Source organism: Halalkalibacter nanhaiisediminis, assembly GCF_007830185.1.
GTDB classification, from domain to species: domain Bacteria; phylum Bacillota; class Bacilli; order Bacillales; family Bacillaceae_D; genus Halalkalibacter; species Halalkalibacter nanhaiisediminis.
Map to the genome: position 1 here is coordinate 123271 of NZ_VLKZ01000001.1, position 24962 is coordinate 148232.

Annotated in this window: 20 protein-coding genes and 1 riboswitch; of the genes, 16 read left to right on the forward strand and 4 right to left on the reverse strand. The window is 40.0% G+C overall.

What is annotated here, in order from left to right; genetic code table 11:
• Positions 1-78 precede the first annotated feature (78 nt).
• The 4 genes from IQ10_RS00590 (at position 79) to IQ10_RS00605 (ending at position 4464) form a co-directional block, all read left to right on the forward strand.
• Positions 79-1281, forward strand: a complete 1203-nt coding sequence (locus IQ10_RS00590) for a class I SAM-dependent rRNA methyltransferase (protein WP_144448539.1) — start codon at positions 79-81, stop codon at positions 1279-1281.
• Between the two features lie 40 nt (positions 1282-1321).
• Positions 1322-1427, forward strand: a riboswitch (guanidine-I (ykkC/yxkD leader).
• Between the two features lie 65 nt (positions 1428-1492).
• Positions 1493-1840, forward strand: a complete 348-nt coding sequence (locus IQ10_RS00595; protein WP_144448540.1) for a DMT family transporter — start codon at positions 1493-1495, stop codon at positions 1838-1840.
• Between the two features lies 1 nt (position 1841).
• Positions 1842-2159 carry a DMT family transporter gene (locus IQ10_RS00600; RefSeq protein ID WP_144448541.1) on the forward strand — a complete coding sequence of 106 codons (318 nt, stop codon included), beginning with the start codon at positions 1842-1844 and terminating at the stop codon, positions 2157-2159.
• 112 nt (positions 2160-2271) lie between these two features.
• Positions 2272-4464, forward strand: coding sequence for a DNA topoisomerase III (locus IQ10_RS00605; RefSeq protein WP_144448542.1), 2193 nt, complete (start codon positions 2272-2274; stop codon positions 4462-4464).
• 29 nt (positions 4465-4493) lie between these two features.
• On the opposite strand, the gene IQ10_RS00610 is transcribed toward IQ10_RS00605, so the two are convergent.
• Complete coding sequence (locus IQ10_RS00610; protein ID WP_144448543.1) at positions 4494-6491, reverse strand: methyl-accepting chemotaxis protein; 1998 nt, start codon at positions 6489-6491, stop codon at positions 4494-4496.
• A gap of 93 nt (positions 6492-6584) precedes the next feature.
• Between IQ10_RS00610 and IQ10_RS00615 the strand changes: the two genes are divergently transcribed.
• A complete protein-coding gene (locus IQ10_RS00615; RefSeq protein WP_144448544.1) occupies positions 6585-6974 on the forward strand; it encodes a VOC family protein in 390 nt (129 codons plus the stop codon).
• 13 nt (positions 6975-6987) lie between these two features.
• Here the strand turns inward: IQ10_RS00615 and IQ10_RS00620 are convergent, their stop codons facing one another.
• The gene (locus IQ10_RS00620; RefSeq protein WP_144448545.1) at positions 6988-8553 is read right to left on the reverse strand and encodes an FAD-dependent oxidoreductase; all 1566 of its coding nucleotides are present in this window, start codon (positions 8551-8553) and stop codon (positions 6988-6990) included.
• A gap of 136 nt (positions 8554-8689) precedes the next feature.
• Here IQ10_RS00620 and IQ10_RS00625 point away from each other — a divergent pair, with 136 nt between their 5' ends.
• From IQ10_RS00625 to glnA, 4 genes are all read left to right on the forward strand, one after another.
• The gene (locus IQ10_RS00625) at positions 8690-9364 is read left to right on the forward strand and encodes an oxidoreductase (protein WP_144448546.1); all 675 of its coding nucleotides are present in this window, start codon (positions 8690-8692) and stop codon (positions 9362-9364) included.
• A gap of 208 nt (positions 9365-9572) precedes the next feature.
• Positions 9573-11234 (forward strand): glycoside hydrolase family 13 protein, encoded by a 1662-nt coding sequence (locus tag IQ10_RS00630; protein ID WP_144448547.1) that lies wholly within the window; start codon positions 9573-9575, stop codon positions 11232-11234.
• Between the two features lie 172 nt (positions 11235-11406).
• Entirely contained in the window at positions 11407-12903 is a 1497-nt protein-coding gene (gene cshA, locus IQ10_RS00635) for a degradosome RNA helicase CshA (protein WP_144448548.1), read from the forward strand.
• 412 nt (positions 12904-13315) lie between these two features.
• A complete protein-coding gene (gene glnA / locus IQ10_RS00640; protein ID WP_144448549.1) occupies positions 13316-14674 on the forward strand; it encodes a type I glutamate--ammonia ligase in 1359 nt (452 codons plus the stop codon).
• A 47-nt stretch (positions 14675-14721) separates the two neighbouring features.
• Here glnA and IQ10_RS00645 read toward each other — a convergent pair whose 3' ends face one another.
• Entirely contained in the window at positions 14722-15159 is a 438-nt protein-coding gene (locus tag IQ10_RS00645) for an EamA family transporter (protein WP_144448550.1), read from the reverse strand.
• Between the two features lie 168 nt (positions 15160-15327).
• On the opposite strand from IQ10_RS00645, the gene IQ10_RS00650 reads away from it, so the two are divergent.
• From IQ10_RS00650 to IQ10_RS00675, 6 genes are all read left to right on the forward strand, one after another.
• Positions 15328-17007, forward strand: coding sequence for a methyl-accepting chemotaxis protein (locus IQ10_RS00650; protein WP_144448551.1), 1680 nt, complete (start codon positions 15328-15330; stop codon positions 17005-17007).
• A gap of 135 nt (positions 17008-17142) precedes the next feature.
• A complete protein-coding gene (locus IQ10_RS00655) occupies positions 17143-17769 on the forward strand; it encodes an FMN-dependent NADH-azoreductase (protein ID WP_144448552.1) in 627 nt (208 codons plus the stop codon).
• Between the two features lie 132 nt (positions 17770-17901).
• On the forward strand, positions 17902-19347 hold the full coding sequence (locus IQ10_RS00660) for a glycoside hydrolase family 32 protein (RefSeq protein ID WP_144448553.1): 1446 nt from the start codon (positions 17902-17904) through the stop codon (positions 19345-19347).
• Positions 19348-19414: 67 nt separating this feature from the next.
• A complete protein-coding gene (locus tag IQ10_RS00665; protein WP_144448554.1) occupies positions 19415-20104 on the forward strand; it encodes an SDR family oxidoreductase in 690 nt (229 codons plus the stop codon).
• Between the two features lie 262 nt (positions 20105-20366).
• A complete protein-coding gene (locus IQ10_RS00670; RefSeq protein WP_144448555.1) occupies positions 20367-21767 on the forward strand; it encodes a sucrose-specific PTS transporter subunit IIBC in 1401 nt (466 codons plus the stop codon).
• Between the two features lie 96 nt (positions 21768-21863).
• A complete protein-coding gene (locus tag IQ10_RS00675) occupies positions 21864-22529 on the forward strand; it encodes a uracil-DNA glycosylase (protein WP_144448556.1) in 666 nt (221 codons plus the stop codon).
• A 156-nt stretch (positions 22530-22685) separates the two neighbouring features.
• Here the strand turns inward: IQ10_RS00675 and IQ10_RS00680 are convergent, their stop codons facing one another.
• Complete coding sequence (locus tag IQ10_RS00680; protein WP_144448557.1) at positions 22686-23450, reverse strand: alpha/beta fold hydrolase; 765 nt, start codon at positions 23448-23450, stop codon at positions 22686-22688.
• A gap of 249 nt (positions 23451-23699) precedes the next feature.
• Here IQ10_RS00680 and IQ10_RS00685 point away from each other — a divergent pair, with 249 nt between their 5' ends.
• Entirely contained in the window at positions 23700-24962 is a 1263-nt protein-coding gene (locus IQ10_RS00685; RefSeq protein WP_144448558.1) for an ammonium transporter, read from the forward strand.

Sequence of the window (24962 nt, forward strand, 5' to 3'; positions counted from 1 at the left end):
ATGGTATAATCAAGCTAAATAGAATTGTCGGCTCCTTATCGTAATGATAATAAGGAAATATAATGAAGGTTGGATGAAATGATGACAGATGTAACAATTAAAATAAAGCAACGAACGGCTACGAAAATGAAAAAAGGTTATCCGTTAATTGAGCAAGCAGCACTAGTAAATCGAGATTTGCTCTCTACATCTAAAGAAGGGATCATTCTTCGACTTGTGGATGAGGCGGGCTCATTTATCGGCAAAGGTTATTACGGGAAACAGAATAAAGGAGTTGGCTGGATGCTGACTCGAACGGAACATGAGGCTATTGATACAGCTTTCTTTAGCAGACTTTTTCAAGCTGCTTTTCAAAAAAGATTAGCCTTGCTTCAAAGTGAATCAACGACAGCCTTTCGTCTCTTTAACGGAGAAGGGGATGGGATTGGCGGTTTAACGATTGATTATTATGATGGTTTTTATGTGTGTACGTGGTATAGCGAGGGCATTTATACTTTTCGAAATGAAGTGTATAAGGCACTAGAATCCATCGTCTCGTTTAAAGGGGTCTATGAGAAAAAACGTTTTTCAACGAAGGGAACCTACGTGGAGGACGATGATTTCGTGATGGGTGAGCGCGGTGAATTTCCACTGTTGGTAAAGGAAAATGAGATAACATTTGCGATTTATTTAAATGACGGCCCAATGGTGGGTGTCTTTCTTGATCAACGTGAGGTTCGCAGGAGAATTCATGATGAGTATGCAAAAGGAAAAACAGTACTCAACACTTTTTCATATACAGGTGCATTTTCGGTTGCGGCCGCTCTTGGTAGGGCAGAGAAAACAACGAGCGTAGACCTTGCAAATCGAAGTCTAGCAAAAACAATTGAGCAATTTAGCGTTAACGGGGTCGACTATGAATCACAAGATATCGTTGTAATGGATGTGTTCAATTATTTTAAGTATGCGAAGAAAAAAGAGAAGTCCTTTGACCTTGTTATCCTTGATCCTCCTAGCTTTGCTCGTTCTAAAAAACGTACGTTTAGTGCTGAAAAGAATTACACAGATTTACTGCAAGAAGCGATCTCAATTACGAATAAAGATGGAGTGATTGTCGCATCGACGAATTGTAGTACATTTGGAATGGATAAGTTTCACTCTTTTATTGGAGAAGCTTTTAAGAGAGAGAAAGGGAAATATGAGATTCTTGAAGAGTATACATTGCCAGAAGATTTTCGAACAACGAAAGCGTTTCGAGAGGGCAATTATTTAAAGGTTGTTTTTATCAAAAAACATAATTGACTTTTATTGTATCTGTTGACATAATGATCTGAAATATAAGAAAAACGCTTTCTAGGGTTCCGTGTTCATCATGAACAGTCTGGTCCAAGAGAAGGCGCACAGGATCAATTGATGCTGTGACACGGAGGGATAAAAGCCCGGGAGGTACTGTTATGATGACAGAACTCTCGGGCTTTTTTATGTTTTCATAAGAAAAAAGGAGGCACTTAAAATGAAACAAAATCAAGAATGGATCTGGGTGTTTGTAGCAGCCATATTTGAAATCGGTTGGGTGGTTGGGCTTAAGTATGCAAATAGTACCTTGGAATGGGTCGCGACAATCATTGCGATCGTCATTAGCTTTGGCTTACTCATTAGAGCTGGGCAAAGGCTACCAGTTGGTACCGTTTATGCTGTCTTTGTTGGAATGGGGACAGTTGGAACGGTCATCCTCGATACATTATTATTTGCAGAGCCGTTGCGTCTTTCAGTGCTTTTATTCATTGCTTTGTTACTTACAGGTGTCATTGGCTTAAAAATAACGACGGAATCGCCACAGGTAGGAAGGGAGAGTGAATAACATGGAGTGGATCTATGTGGTCGTGGCTGGTTTATTTGAAATGGTCGGTGTTACGATGATGAATCAATTTAGTAAAAGTCGCACCGTCTCTAGTCTTATTTTCTTGATTGGAGCTTTTGCAGCCAGCTTCTTTTTTCTTTCGCTTGCGATGGAAACCTTGCCAATGGGCACTGCGTATGCCATATGGACAGGGATAGGAGCGGCTGGTGGTGTCATTGTTGGCATGATCTTATACGGAGAGTCAAGACATTGGAAACGGCTGCTTTTTCTGAGTCTGCTATTATGTTCGACCGTTGGGTTAAAACTTGTGACATCGTAAAAAGAATCGCATGTATCGCTTAATTGTTTCACGTGAAACGTATGCTTGGACTGGCTTGTGTGTGCTATCATAGAAGCATTCGATATGGTACGAGAAAGGATGTTTAGATTAAATGAAAAAAGCAGTTGTATTAGCAGAGAAGCCCTCTGTCGCTCGAGATATTGCAAGAGTATTGAACTGTCAACGTAAAGGGAACGGATTTTTTGAAGGGGATCAATATATCGTCACGTGGGCACTAGGACATCTGGTGACATTAGCTGAACCAGAAAGCTATAGCGATACGTATAAGACTTGGAAGCTTGAAGATTTACCGATGCTACCAAATCGCTTACAGCTTGTTGTGATGAAGCAAACGAGTAAGCAGTTTCATGCTGTAAAAGCGCAGCTTTTGCGTAAAGATGTGCATGAAATCATTATTGCGACTGATGCAGGACGGGAAGGAGAATTAGTCGCACGATGGATTCTTGAGAAAGCTCATGTTCAGAAACCGTTAAAACGTTTATGGATTTCATCGGTAACCGATCGTGCTATTAAGCAAGGCTTCAATCAATTGCAGGATGCAAAAAAATATGAAGGCTTATATCATTCAGCTGTCGCCCGTTCAGAAGCTGATTGGTATGTTGGGATAAACGGAACAAGGGCATTAACGACAAAATTTAATACGCAATTATCCTGTGGGCGCGTGCAAACACCGACACTTGCGATGATCGCAAAACGAGAGCAGGATATTCGCGCTTTTAGACCGTCTCGATTTGAAAAGATCATCATTGAAACAAAAAATGGATTATCCTTGCAGTGGCATGATCAGAAAACAAAAGAACAACGAATCTTTGATCAGCAAAAAGCAGAGAAGCTTCGTGAACAGCTTAAAAAGAATCAAGTGATTGTGAAAAAGATAGAGACGGTAACGAAAAAAACGCCAGCTCCTCATTTATATGATTTAACGGAGCTTCAACGTGAAGCAAATAAACGATTTGGCTACTCAGCTAAGGAAACACTCTCAATCTTGCAGCGTCTTTATGAGCAGCATAAAGTGATTACATATCCGCGCACAGATTCACGCTATTTATCGACTGATTTAATCGATACGCTATCAGATCGACTTAAAGCTTGTGATATCCAGCCATTTCGTAAGGTCGTTGCCCCTTTAAGAGGACGTAGCTTTAATAAAAGCTTACCTTGTGTGAATGATCAGCTTGTATCAGATCACCATGCGATTATTCCGACGGAGCAATCGCCAAGCCCAACAGCTTTAAGTGAAAAAGAGACGAAATTATATCGTTTAATTGTTCGCCGCTTTTTAGCTGCCCTGTATCCTCCGTATGAATATGAACAAACAACGGTGATAGCCACAATTGACACAGAACAGGCCATTGCCAAAGGGAAAAGAATGACTGAAGAGGGCTGGAAGGCTGTCTACATTGATGATCCGACAAGTAACGATGATAATGAGAGTAACGAAGCAACGATCCCGAACGTGAAAGTAGGGGAACCATTACCTGTTGAAAAGGTTCGCTTAATCTCTGGAGAAACACAACCTCCATCTAGACTAACGGAAGGAACACTCCTCTCAGCAATGGAAAAGCCAATGGCCTTTCTCGATCAAGATGATAAAAAGCTGGCAGAAACGCTAGGGAAAACGGGTGGAATCGGAACGGTTGCGACACGTGCGGATATTATCGAAAAGCTTTTACAGACTCATTTAATTGAAAAGAAGGGTAAGGAGCTTCATATGACTGGTAAAGGAAAGCAGCTTCTTGAGCTAGTTCCAGACGATTTACAGTCACCTGTTCTGACAGCTGAATGGGAGCTGAGACTTGAAAAAATTGTGACGGGTCAGCTTGAAAAGGCAGCTTTTGTAGCAGAAATGAAGCAATATGCAACGAAGATTGTGACAGCTATTAAGCAAAGTGACAAGACGTTTAAGCATGATAATGTGACGGGAACACCTTGTCCTGAATGTGGAAAGCTATTACTTGAGGTTAACTCGAAGCATGGAAAACGACGCGTTTGTCAGGACCCTGCATGTGGATATAAGAAAAATGTCTCAAAGGTAACAAATGCGAGATGTCCAAAATGTAAAAAGAAGCTCGAGCTTAGGGGAGAAGGAGAAGGCCAAATGTTTGCTTGTGTGTGCGGACACCGAGAGAAGCTATCTACCTTCCAAGAACGAAAGAAAAATAACCAAAATAAAAAAGTGTCAAAAAGAGAAGTAGCCAACTATATGAAGAAGCAAAACAAAGATGAAGAATTTAATAATTCAGCTCTAGCTGATGCATTAGCGAAGTTAAAATTAGATAACTAGAAGATAAGTAGGGTGGCGAATGTGCCACCCTACTCATCACCTATTTTAAACTGTTTCATTCGTTCTGTTAGCTCTTGGCTAGCATTGTTCAGTAGTTCAGCAGAATCAGCAACAGTTGCGAGTGCACGAAGCTGTTCTTCGGTTGAAGCTGTCACTTCTTCAGCAGCAGCAGCTGACTGCTCGGACACACCTGCGACTCTTTCAATCGATGATACAACTGTATTTTTACGGTCTGTCATGAGTTTCATTTCATGTTTGATTGACTCAATCGATTGATTGATTTGATCAACGACAGTGGCAATTTCTTGAAAGCTTTGTTCGGATTCTTTCACAGCATTGTTTTGCTCTATCGTAATCGATTTTGTTGCTGACACTTCGTCAACAACTTTATTTGTTTCAGACTCAATTCCTTCAATTGTTTGGCGGACCTTACTTGTTGCTTGAGACGTTTGTTCGGCTAATTTACGGACTTCATCTGCAACCACAGCAAAACCTTTTCCACTTTCACCAGCACGTGCAGCTTCGATACTAGCGTTAAGTGCAAGGAGATTCGTTTGCTCTGAAATATCATTGATCGTATTGATCACTTGCTCGACTTCCTTCACCCGTCCCGAGAGCGTTTGAACGACATTTTCTACTCTTTGAATGACGTTATTGAAGGCATGTGTTTTTTCACTTAAGAGCATCACTTGCTCTGAGCCTTTTTCATTTTCTGATTTGGCTTTATTCGATAAATTGACCAAGTCAGAGGAATGGTGGTTTACTTTTTCAATTTGATCAGATAAAGCAAACGTTACTTGCTTTGTCTCATCAATATCCTCAACCTGCTTTGTTGAACCTGAAGCAATTTCAGTAATCGCATTGGCCACTTCTTCACTAGAGGCAATTGTTTCTTCTGATATCGCACTTAAATTCTCAGCAGAATGATTGACTTGATTAACCGATGATTGAATGGAATGGACTAAGTCCTTAACAGAAGCAACCATTCGATTAAAGTCTGCTGTTAGGGCGCCGATTTCGTCCTTTGATTTAGATTGAATTGCGACTGTTAAATCCCCGTCTGCGACTCGACTTACTTGATTTTGTAGTGCCACAATTGGTCTAGTGATACGGCGAGAGAAGATGTATGCAATGATTCCAGCTAGAATAATAGAGACGAGTGCTATTAGCATAATCATATTTCGGATGTTATTTGCATCAGCCATCATATTCTCTCGCTCAAAAACGGCTCCGATACGCCAATTCGTGCTATCGATCGTATCGTAATAAAGAATGCGGTCATTACCTTCGCTATCGTATTCAATAAAGCCTGTTTCTGCTTGATTTAGCATTTGCGAAATGACAGGGTGTTCACTGTGATTTCCAGTCAGTTCTGGATGAACAAGCGCAACTCCTGTATCGTCAAATAAAAAGAAATAGCCATTGTAATTGATAGTTGTTGTACGAACGATATTTGTTAAATTTTCTAAATTTAAGTCTAATGATACAACGCCAAGTACATTATTTCCTGAACCAGTTACTGCCTTTGCCACAGTGACGACATATTCACCAGTATTTGCATCTTCATACGGTTCGGTCCAGATGATTTGATCTGGGGAAGAAGAGGCTTGTTCGTACCAAGGACGAGTACGTGGATCATAATCAGAGCCAACATCAATAAACGGTGCTGTGTAGAAGTCTCCTTCGTAAGAACCGATATATGTCACAGCGATGTATTCGTTTAGTCCATTGAATATTTGAAAATCTTCATTGATTTCTTGCCATGCTTGCTGTTTGTCTTCCGCAGCAGCCTGTAATAAATTCGCAACGCGGATGTCACGACTATAACGATCAATAGAGGCGGAGTAATTTTGCAGATAAAGCTCGATCAGCTCACTTTTTTCTCCAACCACTGTTGCACCTTCAATTTGGACATTCTCTTCGACTTGTTGTTGTACTTGCACATACGTTAAAGTAGATACAGTAGCAAGTGTTAGAAAGAGAATGGTACAAATGAGGGTGACGAGTCTTGCTTGAATTGATTTCATGAATGAGTTCCCTCCTAGATTAATACCATCGTCTATTATCGACAATCTTTCGACTAAATTCAACAAAAATTATGAAAAAGGAGCTAAGACTTTATGATGAAAGCGTTATATCTTCACCACGTTAGTTTGACTGTTTCAAATCTAGCGAAATCAATTGCCTTTTATCGCGATATTCTTTGCTTAGAGGAATTAGAACGACCTGATTTTGATTTTGAAGGGGCATGGTTTCGTATTGGCGAGGGACAGCTTCATATAATCGTCGATGAAAGCTTGCCAAAAGAGCCAAAACAAGTGATTGATGCAAGAGGGCCTCACTTTGCAATTCGAGTCGATGATTATCAGAAAACCGTTGAATGGTTAAAAGAAAACCAAATTGAGATTCTTGAAAAGCCAGACAGTGTAAGTGGTTTTGCACAAATTTTTTGTTGTGATCCTGATGGGAATATTATTGAATTACATGTCGAGCGCTCAAAAGAATCATAAAAAAAAGGTGGCTCTAAGTTGAGTCACCTTTTGTGCTTGCTTGTTTTAATAGCATAAGTGGTTTCTTTGCAGGTCCTTCGATTACCTCGCCCTTATAAGAGAAGCGGGAACCGTGGCAAGGGCAGTCCCACGAACGGTCTCCATGATTCCAGTGTACTTCACAGCCCAAATGTGTACAGGTTGTGTCGATGAGATGGAGAGTTCCTTCTTTATCACGATAGGCGCCTGCACGCTTTCCATTAACAGATACAATGGCTCCTTCATCTTCTTTTACGTCTTCTGGCTTACGATCATGTTGATCAAATTTGCCTTGAAGTAGTTGTTTTGCGACATCCACATTTTGCGAAATGAAATGCTTAATGCTTGGATCAGCCACAAAACGTGATGGGCTAAATAGTGATTCGTAGCGATTTGGTCGTTGCATGATAAGATCTGTGATGAGCAATGCTGCAGCTGTGCTGTTTGTCATTCCCCATTTGCGGTAGCCTGTCGCTACATAGACATTCGAGTGCATCCCAGAGATTCTACCGATGTATGGAATTTTGTCTAATGTGATTAAATCTTGTGCTGACCAGCGGAAGCGAATATCAAGGGAGGGAAAGAGTTCACGACCAAACTGCTCAAGAGCCTCATAATGATACATCATGTCTATTCCTTGCCCTGTTTTATGTTCTTCTCCGCCAATAAGAACAAGCTTCTCTCCATCCATCATCGTATAGCGTAAGGAACGCTTCGGTGAATCAACACTTAAATACATACCATCAGGAAATTCATTCTTTACTTTTGCTGCGAGCACATAGGAGCGATCGGCATACATTTTCGAAAAATATAAACCCCCGCCATCAAAAAAAGGAAAATGTGACGCAATAAAGACTTGCTGAGCTGTTATTTTTGCGCCAGATTTTGTCACGACGGTTGGACGACTATCACCTTCAATGTCAATCGCCACTGTCTGCTCGAAAATCTTACCTCCGTTGTCTGTTATTCCTTTAATCAGATGTGCAAGATATTTGATCGGATGAAATTGAGCTTGCTCGTTCATCACAAGAGCAGCTTTAACAGGCAGATTGAGTGCAATCGAATCCCGCCATTCACCTGGGATACCTAACTTTTGATACGCTTTATATTCATCCTCAAGCTTTTTAACACCCCAATTGGTTGTTGTAAACAGGTAAGCATCCTCATCGGTAAAGTCGCACGCCATTTTCTCTTCTTTTATGAGCTCACGCATAAAATGGAGCGCATCGCTGCTAGCTTCGTAATAGAGTTTAGCCCGTTCTACTCCGATATGGGAAATAAGCTCGTTGTAGATCAAGTCATGTTGAGCCGTAATTTTGGCTGTCGTATGCCCAGTTGTCCCGTTGACAAGACGATCAGCTTCAATAAGGGCAACTTTTTGTCCTTCCTTTGCTAAAAGATAGGCAGCAGAAATTCCTGAGATTCCGCCACCAACAATTGCGACATCAACGGCTAAATCAGCTTCTAATGAAGGAAAAGTACCTAGCTGTGAGGTCATTCGCCAATAAGGCTCTGGCCGTTCAGGTAGGGAAGAATGAGCTTGCGTGAAGTCGTCTGACATACATATATCCCTCCAATACATGGAATTCTCCTTCATAATGTAACCAACAAAGGAGAAATGATGTACTCATATAAAAATTGTTATGACTATTGAAAAGGAAGAGGGAAGAGTATGATGGAAAAAAGGAGCTGAAAAAATGACCTCATTCAGAAAAGCGCTCGTTATTGGTGCAACGGGATTAATTGGACAGGCACTCATAAAACAGCTTAATGAAAGTGGAGCATATCAAGAGATCCATCTGTTTGTGAGAAAGCCATTAGAAATCAGTTATCCACATGTTAATAGTCATATTGTTGATTTCGATTCGTTGGAAAAATCTAATTATCCACATGTGGATGATGTGTTTTGTTGTTTAGGAACAACGATGAAAAAAGCGAAATCAAAGGATGCCTTTAAAAAGGTAGATTATTACTATCCTTTGATGATTGCAAGAGGCGCATTAGCAAAGGGAGCAAAACAATTTCTCGTTGTATCTGCAATTGGAGCAAATGTGAATTCGACATTTTTCTATAGTCGTGTAAAAGGTGAGTTAGAGCGTGACCTAATTGAACTTGGTTATCCACATATCCACATTTTTCGTCCTTCGCTCTTATTAGGAGAACGAAAGGAGCTTCGAATTGGGGAGAAGCTTGGGGAATATGGAGTGAAGCTGCTCGGTCCACTCTTAAGAGGAAGGTGGAGCAACTATCAGGCAATCGAAGGAGAGGCGGTGGCTGCTGCGATGGTGCAAGCTGCATTAACAGAAGATGAGGAGAAAGTAAAAGTGTATGAGTCCTGTCAAATGAATAAGTGGTGGAATAATGTAAACTAAGTGGTATCACTATCTTATTGTGGAGAATAAAACGGTTGTGAATTTTTCTAATGAAATAAATAATTTGTAGCAACATATAATGAAATCACTCACCAAATAAATACAAACACTCGTTCTTTTCAATCGTTTTCAAGGTGGATTTATGGTTAAAATTACTAATTTTTGGGAACTTATATATAATAGCTAGACGGAGATAGGAGGGTTTGTATTGAAAAGAGAGTGGTGGAAAGAAGCAGTCGCTTACCAGGTGTATCCACGAAGCTTCAAGGATTCTAATAGAGATGGAATTGGTGATCTTCAAGGTGTGATAGAAAAGCTTGATTATATAAAAAGCTTAGGCATTGATGTTATTTGGATTTGCCCGATGTACAAATCCCCCAACGATGATAATGGCTATGATATTAGCGATTACCAAGATATTATGCAGGAATTCGGTACGATGGCTGATTTTGACCAATTGCTCTTGGAGGTTCATAACCGCGGGATGAAACTAATCATTGATCTTGTGATTAATCATACCTCTGATGAGCATTCCTGGTTTATCGAATCACGTTCATCAAGGGATCATCCGAAAAGAGATTGGTATATTTGGCGTGACCCAAAGGAAGATGGCTGTGAACCGAATAATTGGGAATCAATTTTTAATGGATCAGCCTGGGAGTTCGATGCAAGTACCAAGCAATATTACTTACACATATTCTCCAAAAAACAACCTGACTTAAATTGGGAAAATAATGAGGTGCGTAAGGCTCTTTATGAGATGATGAACTGGTGGATGAATAAAGGAATTGATGGCTTTCGTGTTGATGCGATTTCTCATATTAAAAAAGTAGAAGGTTTACCTGATCTCCCTAATCCAGATCATTTGGCTTACGTCCCGTCGTTTGAAGGACATATGAACAAGGAAGGGATTCATGAATTTTTGCAGGAAATGAAGAGTGAAACATTTGCTAACTATGATGTGATGACAGTTGGTGAGGCCAATGGTGTAAATATCGACCAAGCTGATTTATGGGTTGGTGAGCCAAACGGTGCTTTTAACATGATTTTTCAATTTGAGCATCTTGGTCTTTGGGGTAAAGAAACAGGCGGTAAGCTGGATCTTATTTTATTAAAAAACACGCTAACAAAATGGCAAAAAGGGTTGGAGGGAAAGGGCTGGAACGCTTTATTTCTCGAGAATCATGATCAGGCAAGGAGTGTCTCAACTTGGGGCAATGATCAAGAATATTGGAAGGAGAGCGCTAAGGCTCTTGGAACGTTGTTTTTCTTTATGCAAGGAACACCGTTTATTTATCAAGGTCAAGAAATCGGGATGACAAATGTTCAGTTTCCTTCAATTGAGGATTATGATGACGTTAGTATGAAAAATTTTTATCGAATTGAGACAGAAAAAGGACGTACCCATGAAGAAGTCATGAAGATTAATTGGGAACAGGGGCGTGACAATTCGCGTACACCCATGCAATGGAATGATTCAGCTCAGGCTGGCTTTTCAACTGCTGAAAAGACATGGTTAGGGATCAATCCAAATTACCAGGCCATTAACGTTGAAAAACAGGAACAAGAAAGGGATTCCATTCTTAACTATTACAAAGCGATGATTCAGTTAAGAAAGGCCAATGATGCTCTGATTTATGGGCATTATGATCTCGTTCTTTGTGAACATGCACAAATCTATGCCTATACTCGCAGCCATGAGCAGGAGCACTACTTGATTCTTGTCAACATGACTGCAGAAGATGCCTCATTTCAATTTGAACCTCTTCAGAAAGATGAGGAAGCTGAATTACTTTTATCTAACAAAGAAGTAACGGAAGTTCTTACAACGCTTCAACCATATGAGGCAAGAGTCTATCGCTTGAACTAAAAAATGTAGGGACTTAATCAGATATGATTAGGCCCTTTTTGAGATGTTTTACACTTATGTTTTGTGAGCAAATCAGTAATCATATTGCAAAGACTTAGTGGATATGCTATTATTAAAGATGTTTTTCATTTTGAATAAGGGTGGAGTACCACCGATAAAGGAGATTATATATTTGGCAACTTTTCATGAATTTGGTTTGGACCATAAAGTGGTTCGAGCAGTAACAGAAATGGGATTTGAAGAAGCAACACCGATTCAAACAGCGACCATTCCGACAGCTCTTGAAGGTAAAGATATCATTGGGCAGGCGCAAACAGGAACAGGAAAAACGGGTGCATTTGGCGTCCCGCTTATTAACCGCATCAATGTTGAAGAAGATCATGTTCAAGCACTTATCCTTGCCCCTACACGAGAGCTTGCGAATCAAGTCGCAGAATCACTCGTTACATTTGGTAAGCATAAAGGCGTTCGTACGGTTGTCGTGTATGGTGGTCAGGACATGCGTAAGCAAATCCGTGATTTGAAACGGAAGCCTCACGTAATCGTAGCGACACCAGGAAGATTAATGGACCACATGAGACGTAAAACAATTCGTCTTCAGCAAGTAGAGATGGTTGTCCTTGATGAAGCAGATGAAATGCTTAACATGGGCTTCATCGAAGATATTGAAACGATTTTAAAAGAGATTCCGAGTGAACGTCAGACGTTATTGTTCTCTGCAACAATGCCTAAGCGAATTGAGAAGTTGGCACAGACGTTTATGAAAGATCCTCAACTTATTGCTGTAAAAGCAAAAGAAGTAACAATGGAAAATATTGAGCAACAGTATGTTGAATTGAACGAGCGTCAAAAATTTGATACACTATGCCGTCTTATTGACATTCATACACCTGAGCTTGCGATTGTTTTTGGTCGTACAAAGCGTCGTGTAGACGAATTAGCAGAAGCGCTTGCGAAGCGTGGTCACCGTGCAGAAGGTATTCATGGTGATTTAAACCAAGCAAAGCGAGATAGTGTTCTTCGTAAATTTAAAGGTGGTCTTATTGACGTCCTTGTAGCAACGGATGTAGCTGCTCGTGGTCTTGATATTAGTGGAGTGACTCACGTTTATAACTTCGATTTACCACAAGATCCAGAAAGCTATGTTCACCGTATCGGCCGTACGGGTCGTGCAGGAAAATCAGGAGTTGCGGTAACATTTGCAACGCCTCGTGAAAGAGATCATGTAAAGGCTATTGAACAAGTATCAAAGAAAAAGATGATTAAGCGTGATATCCCTACTTTTGAAGAAGCAATTGTCGGCCAACAACAGCTTGCAATGGATCAGTTACGCTCTTTAATTGCTGAAGGTGATGCTGATGCTTACCGTCTCGCAGCGAAAGACCTTCTTCAAGAAACAGATGCAACAACAGCACTTGCTGCGGCTTTAAAGCTTCTAACGAAGGAGCCGGATACAACTCCAGTTCGTTTAACAGACGAAGCGCCGTTACGTGCGAAAAAGCGTCGTCCAGATGGTGGCGGAGGCGGAGGAAAACCTTACCGTCAACGTCGTAGTGATGATCGTCGTCGCTCGCAGTACCGTGGAAAAGATGATCGCAGTGGTGGTCGTCGTCCAGCATCAGGTCAAGGCCGTGGTGGACAACAACGTAAATCAAAGAATCATGCATAATGATTAAGAGACATCCTTTTGGGTGTCTCTTTTTTTGTGTGAAAGTTGGTTTGTTTTTAGTAGAAACAAAAAAATAAGGCTCGTTTTGTGTAAATCATTTGTAAAGGATATTGTATTAATATAAAGAATCATGGTAAACGGTTGTATGGAGTGAGTAATCTTGTTATTTTAGTGGTGACCCATTAATTCAAGTGATGATTTTTTCATCTTACTACCCCCTTAGTTTTACTATTTAGGCTGGTTCAAGCAATAATACTTTGAGCCAGCCTCTTTTTTGTCTTTTTTATGAAGTAGGCTGATATTCTATGTCAGATAATCTCACATAGTGATTGCGAAAATTCGCACAACATTTTAAAGTAAAACATAACAAATCGATGTCACATAAGATTACACAAAAAGGATGTGTTTGGGGATGGCAGTATCTACACCAACAAGAGAGACATTAGTAGAAACGATTAAAGAAACAATTAAGACGAAAAGTGTTGAATTGCTTCATATGCAATTTGTTGATATTGAGGGAACATTGAAGCATGTAACGGTTACAGCTGAGCAAATTGGTCAAGTAGTAGATGGAAAGGTCATGTTTGATGGTTCATCGATCACTGGTTTCACGCCAATCAACCAATCTGATCTTTATTTAGATCCAGATTTAACTACATTTGCGGTGCTTCCTTGGACAGAACAAGAAGGTTATTCAGAAGCTCGTTTCTTATGTAGCGTAAAAAAGCCTGATGGTTCAGACTTTGATGGTGACCCGCGTAATGTGCTAAAAAAAACCGTAGCACGCGCTAAGGATAAAGGTTATTCAATTAGTGTTGGTCCTGAACTTGAATTCTTTCTTTTTGAAACGGATGAAAACAATCAACCAACTCTTCGTACACAAGATGTAGGTGGTTACTTTGAACCATCACCTAAGGACTTCGGAGAAAAAGTACGTCTTGAAATATATAAAGCTTTGAAAATGATGGGATTTACAATCGAAGCATCTCACCATGAGGTAGCCATTGGTCAACATGAAATCAACTTCAAGTACGCTGATGCATTAGGCTCTGCAGATGCGGCAACAACTTACAAATGGGTAGTAAAAACGGTTGCTCAGCAATTCGGTTATCATGCTACATTTATGCCAAAACCTCTTGCAGGCGAAAATGGAAGTGGGATGCACGTAAACATCTCATTATTCGATGACGAAAAGCAAGAGAATTCATTCTATGATGAATCTGATGAGTTAGGATTATCTGCACAAGCGTATCAATTTATCGCTGGTTTAATGGCGAATGTAAAAGATTTCGTAGCTGTTACGAATCCGCTTGTTAACTCATATAAGCGTCTTGTACCAGGGTATGAAGCGCCTTGCTATATTGCGTGGTCTGCGTCAAACCGTTCTGCACTAATTCGTATCCCTGCTTCACGTGGTGCGGGAACTCGTGTTGAAATTCGTTGCCCAGATCCATCTGCTAATCCATACTTTGCCTTTGCAGTGATTGCAGCTGCTGGTTTAGACGGGATTGAAAGCAATTTAGAAGTAACGCCAGCAGTTAATGCTGATATCTTCCACATGTCAAAAGAAGAATTAGACACACGTGGAATCGAAAATCTGCCAACAAGCTTAGAATCTGCACTTGATCGTTTTGAGACAGGTGAAATTGGTCGCAAAACATTAGGTGAGCATGCATTCGGAGAGTATGTAGCATTGAAACGTTCTGAATGGGATGACTTCCGTACAGCTGTAACAGGATGGGAAGTTGCGGCGTATCAATCAAAGTTCTAATTTTATTTTGAATAGAAGCAATGCCTCTAGACGACGCTAAAGCGCGGCTAGAGGCTTTTTTCTTTTGGTTTATAAAACGTAGTTAGTCGCTCAAAGATTTTTCGGAAACGACTTAAGCGAGAAAAGGTAAAAATGAAAAGACCAGCCCATATAAACAGAAAGGCGATTAATTGCACAAGAGAAAAGGGCTCATGATACAAGAAAACACCGAGAAAAAGCATAATCGTCGGTCCAATATATTGAAGAAAGCCGATTAATGATAAGGAAATTCTTTTAGCTCCTGTTGCAAATAATAGCAATGGAATCGCCGTTACGGCTCCAGCACCAATGAGGAGAAATAGCGTAAGTGAATCGAGAGCCATCTCTATCCCATTTGAAGCGTTTTGAGAAGAAGAGAATAATAGAAACAACAGAGCAACTGGTGCGATTAATAATGTTTCAATCGTTAATCCAAATAATACTCCGACATTAAGATAGGAAAATATAAAATTTGATGATGTCTAGCACGAGTCCCTAAAAGAGTATATCGCATTCATGAAAATAAGGGAAAAAGAAGCCATTCTACTAATAGAAGAATGATATTTCTTAATTTACTTAAAAGTAGTATTATTATGTAGAAATAGATAAAGAGAAGTGATTGAGGGGGAGCAAGCTTGAAGGGAATACGCGCAAAAATAGTAGGGGGATTTTTGTTAGTTGTTTTATTAATGATAGGGTACGCCATTTATAGTATTTGGAATGTCCAACAATCAAATCAAGCGATACATAACTTGCAATCAGAAGATTTACCAATGTTAATAGCGACAGAAAGAATGGCGTTTAATGTAGCGAACCGTTTAGCTGTATCGAATGGATATTTGCTTACGGGAATGGAGGTAAATGTAGCTCAATTTGCTGAATTAACAGAGGAAAGTAAAGAGATCGAGGCATGGATTATTGAAAATACGAATGATGAGAATTTACTTTATTTAATAGAAAAAACACGAGAGTGGACTGCTATCCTTGAAAATGAAGTTTTCCCGCTCTATCGCAGTGGCGATACAGAACAAGCATTACTTACATTGTTTTCTAAAGCAACATCGCCAGCGCGCTTTTTAATAACATCATTTCAAGAAACGGCCGAAGAGGAACGTAGTAAAGTGACGACAAAATTAGGCCAAATTGACCGGGCTGGAGTCAATCTTCAACAGATGACAACAGGGATCGCGATGGCGGTCATTCTGCTTAGTATCATTATAGGGATTGTGATTTCGGGAATGATTGTCAAACCGTTAAAAATATTACTTGAGCGGGTGAATCTTATTGCTACGGGTGATTTGTCAGGCGATGAAATGATTGTTAATAAAAAGGACGAAATCGGTCTTTTAACGATCGCTTTTAATGAAATGCGAAATAGTTTACGACGCGTGATTAGCAAAACATCGAGCATGTCTGAACAAGTGGCAGCAACAGCTGAGCAATTATCAGCTAGCTCACAAGAAACATCTGCGGCAACAGATGAAATCGCTTCCACTATTCAAAGTGTTACAGAGACGTCTGAACATACTGTCACACGATCAAAAGAAAGTACTCAGTCTGCACTTCAAGTAAGTGATGGAGTAGAAAAAATTACATTTGCAACAGCTGGAGCAAGTGAATTAGCTGAAAATGCAGCCAAACAAGCAAGTGATGGTGAACAAGCGATTGGACGAGCTGTCAACCAAATTAGAACGATTCATGAAACTGTCAGTGAATCGGCAAAGTTGATTCAACAGCTTGGAGAACGTTCAAAGGAAATTGGGAATATTTTAGGTTTAATTACATCGATTTCTGAACAAACAAATTTACTTGCGTTGAATGCGGCAATTGAGGCTGCTAGGGCTGGAGAGCATGGCAAGGGGTTTGCTGTTGTGGCAGATGAGGTTCGAAAGCTTGCGGAAGAATCAAGGGTGTCAGCAGAGAAAATTTCAACAATGATACAATTGATTCAAGCAGATACGAAAAAGGCTGTAGAAGAAATGACTCGTGGTACAGAAGAAGTTGAAATCGGTACAAAGGTTGTTAATGAAGTTGGAGAGTCATTTACGAGTATCTTAAATGCTGTTAATCAAGTTACAAATGAAATGTATAATGTCTCAAATGCGACACAGCAAATTGCTATGAATGCCATTCAGCTTAATGAAGCTCTGGCCGAAATGGAAGAATCGTCTGTTCAAAGTGCTGAACATGCTCAAAGTGTCGCTGCAAGTACTGAGGAGCAGCTTGCTTCCATGGAGGAAATTGCAAGTTCGGCTGAAATGCTCAATCAATTAGCTAACGAACTGCGTGAAGAGGTTACTAAATTTAAAGTTTAATAGGGTCTGGCCCTGTTGATTCAGGGCTAGGCTTTTTTTCGTTTTAAACAGTTGACTTCCTAAAAGGTTGCTACTATAATTTATTTAGTAAACATAAATATATATAAAGTTTCGATAGTGAGGGAGAGAAACAAAATGGCAAAAGTTTTATTTGTTAAAGGTAACCCAAGATCAGTAGAAGAAGCAGTCAGTGTGAAAATGTATGAGGAATTTGTTAATGCATATAAGGAAGCAAACCCTAATGATACATTTGAGGAAGTTGATGTTTATGCAGAAAACTTACCGTATCTTGATGCAACAATGTTAGCTGGTATTTTCAAGCCACTTCATGAAATTCCAACAACTCCTGAAGAAGATGCAGCACGTGAGACGGCTAATAAGTATCTTGAGCAATTTATTGCAGCGGATAAAGTTGTATTTGCATTCCCATTATGGAACTTCACAATTCCAGCAGCATTCCACACGTATTTAGACTACCTTAACCGTGCAGGTAAGACATTTAAGTACACTGCTGAAGGTCCAGTTGGTCTAATGACTGACAAGAAGGTAGCATTACTTAACGCACGTGGTGGTATCTACTCAGAAGGACCAGCGGCACAAGTTGAAATGTCATTGAATTACGTGAAGGCAATCATGGGCTTCTGGGGTGTTCAAAATGTAACAACAGTTGTTATCGAAGGTCATAATCAGCTTCCAGATCAAGCAGAGAAAATCATTGCTGATGGTTTAGCTGAAGTTAACAAAGCTGCTAAAGCATTTTAATAATGGACAAGGCTGGTAGGGGTATTCGTATCCCTACTAGCTTTTTTTATTTTTTACAATGAAGGGAGTTGCGCGCATTTGTCGTCTACGATACGATAACGAGATGATAAGCGTGAAAAGGAGCTAATGGAAATGACCAATCAAGATCAAATGCTACGTGAAAAAGCCTATGAGGAAGTCAAGAAGTATAAGGACATTGTTGAATCTGATTGCTACCGTTTGAAATACCACCTAATGCCACCTGTTGGTTTATTGAATGATCCAAATGGTTTTATTCAATTTAAAGGAACCTATCATTTGTTTTACCAATGGAATCCATTTAACACGGGACATGGTGCAAAGTTCTGGGGTCATTATTCTTCAAAAAATTTAGTTGATTGGCAGCATCATGACATTGCCCTTGCTCCAAGTGACTGGTTTGATAAAAATGGTTGTTACTCAGGAAGTGCGATTGAACACGATGATAAGCTGTATTTATTTTATACAGGAAATGTGAAGGACGAAAACAATCAGCGTGAGACGTATCAAGTGATCGCAGAATCAAAAGATGGAGAGACATTTGAGAAGAAGGGCGTTGTTGTTGAATTACCTGAAGGCTACACGGCTCATTTTCGTGACCCGAAAGTATGGAAGCATGAAGACCATTTTTATATGATTATTGGGGCACAAAGTGAAGACTTAACGGGAAAGGCTGTTTTATTTCGCTCAACGGATCTATTTAACTGGGAGCATCTCGGTCCAATTGCTGGAGCGCACCTCACACCATTTGCTGATTTCGGCTATATGTGGGAATGCCCTGACTTAATTGAGCTTGATGGGCAGGATGTGTTAATCTTTTCGCCACAAGGACTTGAACCAGAAGGCATCCACTATCAAAATCTCTATCAAGCAGGCTATGTGGTTGGGAAGCTTGATTATGAAAAGGCTAGATTAGAGCATGGTTCGTTTATTGAGCTCGATCGTGGTTTTGAATTCTATGCACCACAAACAACTCTTGATGAAACTGGACGTCGCATTTTAATTGGTTGGTTAGGAATGCCAGAAGAGCGCGAGGATGCTCATCCGACAATTGAGCACAAATGGATTCATGCGATGACATTGCCACGTGAGCTAACATTAAAAGAGGGTAAGCTTTATCAAAAACCAGTAGAAGAATTAAAAATGCTACGAAAAGAAGCTGTGTATGATGCGGATGTTGAGTTAAAGAGTGAGCCTAGAGCATTAGTGGGTGTTGAGGAAGAGGCGCTTGAGCTTTTGGTAGAAGTCAATGACTCTCGGACAAGTTCATTTGAAATTCAAATCTGTAACATTGCGACAATTTCCTATAACCCTACTGATAAGCTTTTCAAGCTTGAGAGAGTGAGCTTCGTTGACGGAAACACAATTGAGGAGCGCTTCTGTCAGCTCGATCATGTAAATGAAATACAGGTGTTTCTAGATACCTCTTCCATTGAAGTATTTATTAATGGTGGTGAGGAAGTGTTCACAGCACGTATTTATCCTGATGAAAATGAAAAAGGAATAGTATTTACAGCTGAAGAAAAGATAATAATGAATGTAAAAGCATGGACGCTTTAACAGTAGATGTTTCTTCAGTGAGAAGATATTTAAAAATCAGAGCAACTGTTAGGAGAAATGGAACGAGATGAAACCAATAATGATCATAACAGGTGCGGGAAGTGGGCTAGGTGCCGCGTTAGCACATATCTATATGAGTAACGGTGCGCATGTTTGCTTACTAGGAAGATCAGAGGATAAGCTTTTAAGAGCGATTGAAGGGGTCAAAGGCAGTTATTCTGTTTACGAAGTAGATGTGCGAAATTTTGATGAGGTTCATCACGTTATTTGCACAATTGAGAAAGAGCACGGAACAATTGATATGCTGATTAATAACGCAGGCGTTGGTTTTTTTGGTGAGGCTGAAGCTATTAGTCCTGAAGCGACTTCGCAAATGCTTGATACAAATGTGAAGGGAACGATTTACATTACACAAGCCGTATTACCTCAAATGAAAAAAGAAAACAAAGGAACGATAGTCAACATTATTTCAACTGCTGGTCGTCAAGGTAAAGCAAATGAATCCGTTTATTGTGCGAGTAAATATGCCGTACGAGGCTTTACCGAGAGTTTGCAGGAAGAGTTGAAGGAAACGTCCATTCGCATTTCAGGTATTTATATGGGTGGGATGGATACGCCGTTTTGGGATAATAGTTTCGGCCAAGAACAACGGGCAAAAATGATGCGTCCACATGATGTGGCAGAGATTATTTATGCGAACCTTGAAGAGAGGCCGCAATTGTCTGTAGAAGAAGTGCTAATTAAAAATAAAAAATAAATGAATTGACGAAGAATGTCGAAATTGTTACAATGTAAGCGAAAACATCATATGTGGGATTGTGACTGGTTATGCAGGCAAGACCTAAAATGGAGCAACGGGAGAAGTGTGTATATACGCGGATACTGGGCCATTTTAGGTCTTTTTTTCTTGGTCTCGAAACAGAACGGTAATGTTTCTGTTCGTTTCAGAGACTAGATAACCTTTTTCAACTTCTGCAAATGCTAATAAATAGCTTTAAAAAGAAAAAGGAGGAACACTAATGGATACAAAAAAAGCTGCAAGTGAACTTGTTGAGCTTCTTGGTGGGAAAGAGAACGTTGTTAGTGCAACGCATTGTGCAACTCGTCTGCGTATTGTTTTACAAGATGATGATAAGCCAGATAAACAAGCGATTGAGGAAATTGAAGGGGTTAAAGGTGTCTTTTCTGCCTCAGGTCAGTTTCAAGTTATTTTCGGAACAGGTCTTGTGAACAAAGTGTATGCTGATTTTGCTGAAATCACTGGAGTAGGAGCGAAGGATTCGGACGAGGGTGAAAAGCGAGTCGATCATAATGAAGCGATGAAGAAAAAAATGAATCCGCTTGCTCGAATCGCGAGAACACTGTCCAATATTTTCGTACCTATTATTCCTGCGATTGTAGCAAGTGGTTTATTAATGGGTCTTCTCGGAATGATGAGAGCATTTGAATGGGTAGCGCCTGATAGTCCATGGATTTTATTCTTGGATATGTTCTCAAGTGCAGCGTTTATCATTTTACCGATTTTAATTGGTTTTAGTGCCGCTAAAGAATTCGGTGCTAATCCTTATTTAGGAGCTGTTCTCGGTGGAATTATGACGCACCCAGCCTTATTGAACCCTTGGACGCTCGCTAATGCAGAGCCAGAAACGATTCAGTTTCTTGGAATGAATGTTGATTTACTTGGCTATCAAGGAACGGTTATTCCGATTCTTCTTGTTGTCTACTTAATGAGTAAAATTGAGCGTGGCATTCGTAAAGTTGTTCCAAATGCCATCGATTTACTTGTAACGCCATTTTTAACGATTATGCTAACAGGATTCATTGCGATGCTATTTATAGGTCCTCTTGGCACATGGTTAGGTAATGGGTTGACTTGGAGTCTTGATTTTATTTATAACACAGCTGGTCCTTTTGCTGGATTAATCTTCGGTGGGCTTTACTCAACGATTGTTATTACGGGTGTGCACCATAGCTTCCATGCGATTGAAGCAGCGCTTATTGCAGATTTAGGGGTCAACTTCTTACTCCCAATTTGGGCAATGGCAAACGTCGCTCAAGGTGGTGCAGGGCTTGCTGTCTTTTTCTTAACGAAGAACCCTAAGGTAAAAGAAATTGCGATTCCAGCCTCATTCTCAGCTTTCCTTGGTATTACAGAGCCAGTTATTTTCGGTGTGAATTTACGCTTCATGCGCCCGTTTGTTGGTGCAGCAATTGGGGGGGCTCTTGGTGGGGCATATGTCGTATTTACAAATGTCGTCACAAATGCATATGGTTTAACAGGGATTCCGATGTTCGCTATTGCAGCACCATTTGGAACCGCAAATATTATGAACTATTTAATCGGCTTCATTATTGCGACAGCTGGAGCATTTATTGCTACATTGATTCTCGGCTTGAAAGAAGATACAACAAAAAAATAACGAATAACTTTTACCCGTCTTTGCTTTAAGCATAGACGGGTTTTTCGTATATCATGTGCTACACTAGAGAAAAGCAAGCACAGGGAGGAAGAATGAATGAATATTTTAAAAAATGATTGGAATGAAGTGATCGGTGAGGAGTTTTCAAAGCCTTATTATCAGGAGCTTCGTTCGTTTTTAAAAAAAGAATACGAAAGTCACACCATTTATCCATCGATGCATGATCTATTTAATGCCCTGAACTATACACCGTTTACAAACACAAAGGTCGTTATACTTGGTCAGGATCCTTATCATGGACCTAATCAAGCACATGGCCTTAGCTTCTCTGTTAAGCCTGGCGTCAAAGTCCCGCCATCCTTGCAAAATATGTACAAGGAGCTTCATACAGATATAGGCTGTGAGATTCCACATCACGGCTATCTTGTTCCCTGGGCAGAGCAAGGGGTTTTGCTACTTAATACGGTTCTCACTGTTCGTAAGGGAGAGGCAGCAACGCATAAAGGAAAGGGATGGGAAATGTTTACCGATTCTGTCATTCGTGCTTTAAATGAGCGCGCGCATCCTGTTATTTTTGTGCTATGGGGCAAGCATGCACAAGCGAAGCAAGAATTGATTACAAATGAAAGACATCCTATTATTACAGCGGCACATCCAAGCCCTTTTTCTGCTCATAGAGGCTTTTTTGGTACGCGTCCATTTTCAAAAATCAATCAGCTCCTTGAAGAAATGGGTGATCAGCCGATTAATTGGCAATTGTAAGATACGGGTCATTTGTGAGTTGAACCAACACTTGCTGCGGGGCTACAAATGTGTAGACCGAGATTATTTAGAAAAACTCTTCGCCATTTACGAGAACTGTAAAAAAACAGCCATATCCATTGAGACATGGCTGTAAACAGTTTAAGTCTTCGAAATTTATTTTACTTCGCTTGTAATAACATCATGTTCAATCCACTCTTCCAACGTGGTATTAAAAAGTTTAGGATTTGCTAAAGAAAAACCATGACCAATTCTAGGAATGATAAGACCTTTACAGTTAGGATTACTTTCAATAATTTCTTTCATTGAGTTTTTCATGATTTTTCTCTCTTTCTCTCCTACGGTAACTAATATTTTGCTACTAGAGTTCTCGAAACTATGAGGTATTTTAAATGACATGTTTTCATTCATAATCCTTACGAAAGCATCCTTGTTTATTTGATAACTCTCTTCAAAATAAGTGTCTTGGTAATCTCTATTTATGTACATTGATTTTGCTTGAATTTTGGAAAATGCTTTATATCTTACAAGTGGAAAAGTAAACATCATTGATTTGATTAGTGCATTAGCGAAAGGAACTGGTTTAACTAAAGCGCTGTTAATCATAGCGAAATCAATCAAGTTGGGCTTCTTACTGAGCATTGCAATCAAAACTTGAGCACCTAACGAGAAACCTATTGCTATAACGCGTTTACCTTTTCCTTTCTCTTCAATTAGTTCATTGATTTTATCAGCAGCATCATTTATCGTAAATTGCACTCCGTTTTTACTTCTTCCGTGTTCAGGCATGTCGGGAACTAAGCAGTGGAACTTTGAACTAAAGTATTCAACTTGCTTATTCCACATCCAACTACTTACTCCGCCGCCATGGATAAAGACCATCAGTGCAGGGTTTCCATCTCCAAATTCTTTATAATGCATCATATTCACCTCCATATTCATCGTTCTATTACTTTAATCATACAACAAAAAATAAACTATTCCCTTTTTTTAGATAAAGCAACAATGTTTGCGAACAGCCTTTCATAATAACAAACGAATGAAATACTATGTCAGCAAACCTGACAAGATTATAGATTCAGAAAATTAAAAACGTATAATGAGAACTAACAAAAGATGTTAGCTTCCTTAACGCTAACGTGTTCAATTATGGAGAGGAGAGGATTAGAGATGAGCGAAATGATTCTGATGGATAATCTTTGGGTCATGATTTGCGCAGTCTTAGTTTTATTTATGCAAGGTGGATTTATTCTTTTAGAGGCAGGTTCGACTCGTATGAAAAACGCGGGTCATATTGCAGGAAAAACGATTTTCACAGTTGGGATTGCATCACTTGTTTTCTGGGCAGTAGGATGGGGATTTGCTTACGGTGAAGGAAATGCATTTATCGGTTTATCTGATTTCTTTTTTGGGGATTATTCAACAAATGAAGAAGGATTAGTTCCTGCAGTTGACTTCTTCTTCCAAGTTATGTTTGCTGCAATTGCATTAACAATTGCTTTCGGTGGATTTGCTGAGCGTGCGAAATTATCCGTATACCTTATCTTTGCGGTCTTATTCTCGGCATTTGTTTATCCAATTGTTGCACACTGGATTTGGGGCGGTGGTTGGATTAGTGAGCTTGGAAAACAAGATTTCGCTGGTTCAACAGTTGTTCACTTAACAGGGGCTATGGCAGCGTTAGCAGCTACCATTTTACTTAAGCCACGTCTTGGAAAATACAATAAAGATGGTTCTGCAAACGACTTAGCTGGTCATAACCAAGTGTACACAGCTTTAGGTGTTCTCATTCTTTGGGTAGGTTGGTTTGGTTTTAATGCAGGTAGTACTTTTGGTGTAGGAGATGCATTCTTTGGATATGTAGCATTAAATACGCAGTTGGCAGCAGCGGCTGGTGCAGTGGGAGCATTGCTTATTGCTTGGGCAGTATCAGGAAAATCAGATGTACCAACAATGTTAAATGGAGCGCTTGCAGGTCTTGTTGCGATCACAGCATCTTGTGCGTTCGTTGCTCCTTGGGCAGCGGCTGTGATTGGTGTGATCGGTGGTCTAATCGTATTCTTTAGTATGAAATTCTTTGAGAAAGCACGAATTGATGATCCAATTTTCGCTTTATCTGTTCACGGTATCGCTGGGGTTTGGGGAACAGTTTCAACTGGTTTCTTTGCAACACCTGAACTTGCGGCAATGAACGGTGGAGCAGCTGGTCTTTTCTACGGTGGTGGATTTGGACAGCTTGGCGTACAAATTTTAAGTGTTGTGGCAAGTGGTGCATTTGCTTTTATCGCTTCTTATATTTTACTTCTAATCACAAAAGCGATTGTTGGTAGCTTACGTGTATCTGAAGAAGAGGAAATTGTTGGTCTTGACCTTAGTGAGCATGGTAGCTACGGTTACCCTGAAAGCATGCCTCAAGAAAAGATAGGCTCATAA